Origin of the sequence: Nitrobacter sp. 62-13, assembly GCF_001896955.1 — a bacterium.
Taxonomy (GTDB): domain Bacteria; phylum Pseudomonadota; class Alphaproteobacteria; order Rhizobiales; family Xanthobacteraceae; genus Nitrobacter.
The window spans coordinates 45,401-50,891 of sequence record NZ_MKRN01000003.1 but is presented as its reverse complement, the minus strand read 5'-3'; the positions used below and the strand labels follow the sequence as shown (position 1 = coordinate 50,891).

The 5,491-nt window shown below is 62.9% G+C and carries 2 protein-coding genes and 1 tRNA gene; 1 reads left to right on the top strand and 2 read right to left on the bottom strand.

What is annotated here, in order from left to right:
• Nucleotides 1-4,187: alpha-2-macroglobulin (locus BGN91_RS00490; protein ID WP_292610004.1), on the bottom strand; the 4,187-nt coding region annotated here is incomplete at its 3' end.
• A gap of 273 nt (nt 4,188-4,460) precedes the next feature.
• Here BGN91_RS00490 and BGN91_RS00485 point away from each other — a divergent pair.
• Nucleotides 4,461-4,537: transfer RNA gene (locus tag BGN91_RS00485), tRNA-Arg, on the top strand.
• A 218-nt stretch (nt 4,538-4,755) separates the two neighbouring features.
• Here the strand turns inward: BGN91_RS00485 and BGN91_RS00480 are convergent.
• A complete protein-coding gene (locus BGN91_RS00480) occupies nt 4,756-5,241 on the bottom strand; it encodes a single-stranded DNA-binding protein (protein ID WP_292610003.1) in 486 nt (161 codons plus the stop codon).
• Between the last annotated feature and the right edge of the window lie 250 nt (nt 5,242-5,491).

Here is a 5,491-nt window from a genome sequence, read left to right as displayed (position 1 = left end):
TCCTTCTCCGGCTCCGCTGCATTCACGACCGAGTTGCGGATGCGATCGAGCGCGCTCTTGAACAGGAGATCGGGAACCGTAAATCCCTTTTCGCGAGCGCGCGTCAGGAAATCGGTGACATAGGCATCGAGCCACGGATCGTCACCGCCGGACGACCACAAGCCGAACGAGCCGTTCGAGCCTTGCCGAGCCAGCAGACGGTCGATCGAGGTCTTGATCCGGTCGTCGACGCCGGTGTCCATCGCGAGATGCGCGCCGGCCGCAAGATCGTTGACATAGAGCAGCGGCATTGCGCGGCTGGTAATCTGCTCGGAGCAACCGAAAGGATAGCGGTCGAGAGCCTTGAGGACGGTTGCGGCGTCCAGTGCGGACGACAGGCCAACGGACATCGACACCCCGCCCGTTCCCGCCACGAGATCGGAGAACATGTCCGAGGTCAGCGTCAGGCTCTCGCCTTTCGACAGCGTGCGAACCGAGCGGCGCGCCAGGATCTGGGTCGCGGGCTTGACGTCGAGATCATAATGCCGCGCCAGCGTCAGGCCGTTCGGTCCCTTGATGTCGACGTCGAATTGCGCGGTGCCGGCGGCCCCGCCAGCATTGAGCGCCAGCGCCATCGAGCCCCGCTGTTTCGCCGCGAGCTTGATGGTGGTCGCGGGATTGCCGGCCATTTTGACAGGTCCGGAGGTTTTTACGTTCACGGTGTAGTCGCCCGGCGCGCCCTCGACGTTGTCGAGGTCGAAGCTCATGGTCCCCTGATCGCCGGTCAGCAGGAAGCGCGGCAAGGTCGCCGTCAGCACGACCGGATCGCGCACGGTGACGTCAACCGTCGCGCGCCCGAGCTTGGTGGCGCTCCAGGCGACCGCCATCACGCGCGCGGTGCCGGCGAATTCCGGAATATCGAAGCTGATCTCGGCGGTGCCGTCCGCCGTCACCGTCACGATGCCGGAATAAAGCGCAAGCGGCTTCTGCGTCGGCGGGCTGCCCTGCAACTCGGCTCCCGCCGCATCGCCGCCGGTCCTGAGCTGACCGCGCGTGCCCTGCATGCCATCGATCAGTTGCCCATAGAGATCACGGATTTCCGAGGTCATGCGGCGCTGGCCGAGATAATAGTCGTCCGGCGCGGGAGGCTTGTAGTTGGTGAGATTGAGAATGCCGACATCGACGGCGGCAACGACGATCTTCGCGTCTTCACCCGGGCTTAGACCGCCGATCTTCACAGGTAGCTTCAGCGTCGTCGACGGCCGCACCAAGGTCGGCGGCGACAGGCTGACCGAAAGCGTACGCGCCGTCTTGTCGATGCCGAACCATTTGATGCCGATCGCGCGGCCCGGCATCCGCTGGGCGGCGACGTCAAGCGGACGCCGCAGCGTCACCACCACATAGGCGCCGGTGCCCCAATCCTTGCCGATCGGGATTTTGACCTGCGAGGTGCCTTCCTTGGCGTCCGTGGTCTGGGTGGTCAGCAGCCGATCACCGAGAACGTTGATCGTGAGTTTACCGGCGGTCCGGGCGTTGACCGACACGGTCATGGTATCGCCTGACAGGTAGTCCGGTTTGTCGATCGAGGTTTCCAAAAGATCGGGCGTGTCGGCGCTGCCGTCGGAATACCAGCCGACATCGAACTGAACCGAGGTCAGCGGACCGTTCGGATCGGCCGATTTGACATCGAGCCGGTAGCGTCCGGGCTGGGGAGAAAATTCGATCCGCGCGGGCTTGTTCGCGGCAATGGAGAGGTCGCCGTCCGCGACGCGTCTGGTCGACTTCACCGGCTCGTACTCCCAGAACGAATTCTGGCGGTACCACTGATAGCGGCTCTCGAGCTTGAGCAGTTCGTAGCGCAGGCCGCTGCGTGCGAGCGAGGTGCCGTCTGGGGCGACGAACGCGACATCGAATCCGGCCTTGTCGCCTTCGGCAACGTTCCTGTCGGCAAACAACGGCTTCACACCGATCATGGCGGCGGCCGGCGCGACCGGAAGCACGATCTTCCGCTCGACCGCGCGCCCGCCGGCTTCCGCCATGCGAATGAAAATCTGCGCTTCCTGCGGGCGGGTCGATGACGGCGGCGCGGCAAGGCTGACCGGAAACGTCGCGACCCCGTTTGCATCGGCTTCGGGCAGGCTCTCGATCGGCGTTCGCTCGTTGCTGGCGCTCTCCTCGTCGTCGGCGACGCCGAACTGATAGCCTGCATAACCCGCGCGGCTTTCGGCAGGAGAGACCAGAATATCGCCTTCGAGCTGCAGGCCGGATGCCGGCGCGCCGTAGAGGAAATGGCCGTCGACCTTAAGTTCGACCGGAGCTTCAGCAGTGATCTGCTTCTCCTTGGATGTTAAGTCGAATTCGATCCTGTCCGGCACATAATCTTCGACCATGAAAGTGGTTTCGCCCACCGATCGCCCCTTCGGGTCGGTAAAGGCGCGAACCCGCCACGTCCCGGTGGGGACCGCCGAATTGAGCGGCAGGCTCAGGCTGCGTCCGCCGGCGCCCTGATCGGGCAGCACGGCGCGGCGGAATTCGACGCCGTCGGGCCGTTCGACCACGAGCGTCAGCGGCCCGCCGGTCACGGCATTGCCCTGCCCGTCGCGCAACAGCGCCGTGAGGAAGACCGTTTCCCCCGAGCGATAGACTCCCCGCTCCGCGTAAACGAAAGCGTCGGCGCCTTCGGGCACCGTTCGGCCCGAGACGCCGCGGTCGGTCAGATCGAACGCGTTCGATTTCAGGCTGAGGAATGCATAGTCGGCCTTGTCGGCGCTCACCGTCAGCAACGCCGGCGACAGTCCGCCCTCGCCTCGGGCGAGGCCCGGCTCGAACAGCGCGTGGCCGGACTCGTCGGTCTTGCGGGTCGCCAGAATCTCGTTGTTACGAGCGATCAGACGGACTTCCGCCTTGCCCACGGCATCGGTCGTCGCCAGCGAATTGACGAACACGTGGATGCCGTCATTGCCGGAATAGGCAGTCAGGCCCAGATCGGAGACGATGAACCACTGGGTCGCCAGCGAGCCGGACTCGTCGTCGCCAGCCGAACCCGGTCCTTTGGGCGCGGCCGTCATCACATAGACGCCGGGCTGCAGGTTCCCGAGCGCCTCGTCGACGGGGAACGCGGTCGTCACATCGGCGTTCAGCGTGGAAGCCGTCGTGACCTCGCCCGACCAGACCTTGACCCCGCGTTCGTTGCCGAGGTCCGACAATTGATAGCCGCTGAGCGTCTTCTGGAAGTCGCTGTCGATCACGGTGTTGATGAGATTGCGGTCGCCGATCCGGAACACCTGCACCGACACGGCTTGCGTGTTCACGCTGACCAGCGGAATGCCCCGCTGCCCGGTGCGCGGCAGCACGTAAGCGCGGCCGGTGAAGCGGACGAACGGCTTGCGGTCCCGCACATAGACGTTGAATTCAGCGGATTTGGGCAGGCTTTCCTTGACGGTCGACGGCAGGCCAGCGCGCAGATTGATGTTGTAACGCTCGCCGTGCTTGAGACCCTCGACGCAGAGTTGCTTGTCTTCCGACGACAGCGCCGGACGGTCGGCGCCGGCAAGCGTCACGAACGGCGAAAAGTCGGTCCGCTTGGCAAGGTCCTCCGAGAACTGGAAGCAGATCCGCGGCGAGGCCGAGTCCGAATCCACGGTGTAATCAAGCAGCCGGAAGCCGTGGTCGTCGCGCATCTTTTCGTACTGCTCGCGAACGTCAGCCACCTCGCGCAGATCGAGCGACAGCCGCAACGTGTCGAGCGCCGGACGCCACAGCTTGCGTTCCGAGAAAGTGCGACCGAGAACGGCCAGCGCGTCGGCCTCGGCGCCAGGATCATGCGCCCGCTGATAGGCGATATAGGCGGCGGTGGAAGCCCGCTCCAGCAGGAAGGTCTGCTCCTGACTCGTGGTCGGTTTGATCTGGAAAATCGTCCGCGCCAGGCGTAGCCAGTTGCCGCTGTCGTCGGGTGCGACGGTCGCGATCTGGCCGAGAATCTGAAGGCCGCTGCGAAAATCGGATCGCCTGAAGGCGGCGTCAGCGTCGGTCCGCAGCGTCGGAGCCGATTTGGTGATGGTCCCGGCTTCGCTCTTGATCTGGGCCTCAAGCTTGATCGCCGCGTCTGCGAGATCGTCGCGCTTGAAAGCCTTATCCGCCGCCTGCGCCGAAACAAGCCCAATCGCCAGCGCTGCACAGAGGATTACGGCGCGAACCAAACCGGTCATGAAAAGCTCCCTGTGCGGACGAGTGCCGCCTGGTGTCTCGACCAAGTCTGCCTCGCCTAGATCCGTAGCGAAATCCAGACTCGAAAGGATATCGACAAACTTGTGATTTTCGTGTGGTTTGGCTTCAGAATTTCGCTCGAAGGATACTCGGAAGAATTGCAGCCAGCTTCAGGCATCCTCCGCAGGTTCGTCGCCCGATCAATCAGAATGGTTCGGATCGGGGCTTGGCGCGAGGCCTGATTTTTCATATTGCGGTGATGTGACTGGCCTTACGGTCCCGTAGCTCAACTGGATAGAGTAGCGGATTTCTACTCCGCGGGTTGCAGGTTCGAATCCTGCCGGGATCGCCACCAGTTCAGGGACAATCGACAAATAACTACAGTGGGATGAATTTGATTCGCCGGGGTCGCGACCGTCCGAACTCACCCCCGGAATGCCGAATTCACTCCCTGTAGCGATTTCGAGCGAAGCATGTCCTCGGGCTCGATCGGCGGATGGATACCGCGTGAAGAAAACCGCGTCAAAACAACAATCTGGAGCTCGCTTCTGATTCAATCAGAAGCGAGTTCTAGAACGGGATATCGTCATCCATGTCGCCGCGGCGGGCGCCAGCCGCAACGGCGCGGCGCTGGCCGCCAGATGGACTCCCCGACCCGAAATCGCCTCCGGAATCATCCGATCCGAAATTACCTCCGCCGCTGTTGCGGCCATCGAGCATCGTCAGCGTCGAGTTGAAATTCTGCAGCACGACCTCGGTGGAGTATTTTTCGACGCCGTTCTGATCGGTCCATTTGCGGGTCTGCAACTGGCCCTCGATGTAAACCTTGGCACCTTTTTTCAGGTATTGCTCAGCGATCTTGCAGAGACCCTCGTTGAAGATCACGACCCGATGCCACTCGGTTTTCTCCTTGCGCTCGCCGCTGGTCCTGTCGCGCCAGCTTTCAGAGGTGGCGATTCGCAAATTGGCGATCGGCCGGCCGTCCTGGGTCCGCTTGATTTCGGGATCGGCGCCGAGGTTGCCGATCAGAATGACCTTGTTCACGCTACCCGCCATCGCCGTTCTCCAATCTCGTCCCGATTTGCCAATTCGAATGGAGGCCGCCGGTGCAATGCCGGCCCCGCCTTCGCGGCAATGGTTGCGACCCTACACTCCCGTCATCTTGCCGAGACGGTCAATTCGCCGGTTATCCACCGGTCCAATATATAATGTTCCATATTTGTTCTCAAGAGGCGACGGAAAATTGGCGGTGGATCCGATTGGAAAGATGTCAGGAGGCCACGGAAGCCACGGGCGGGTTTTGGCA

What these genes read in the sequence shown, in the direction of transcription:
- BGN91_RS00480 (WP_292610003.1), bottom strand. Translation starts at nt 5,241, where the DNA reads ATGGCGGGTAGCGTGAACAAGGTCATTCTGATCGGCAACCTCGGCGCC.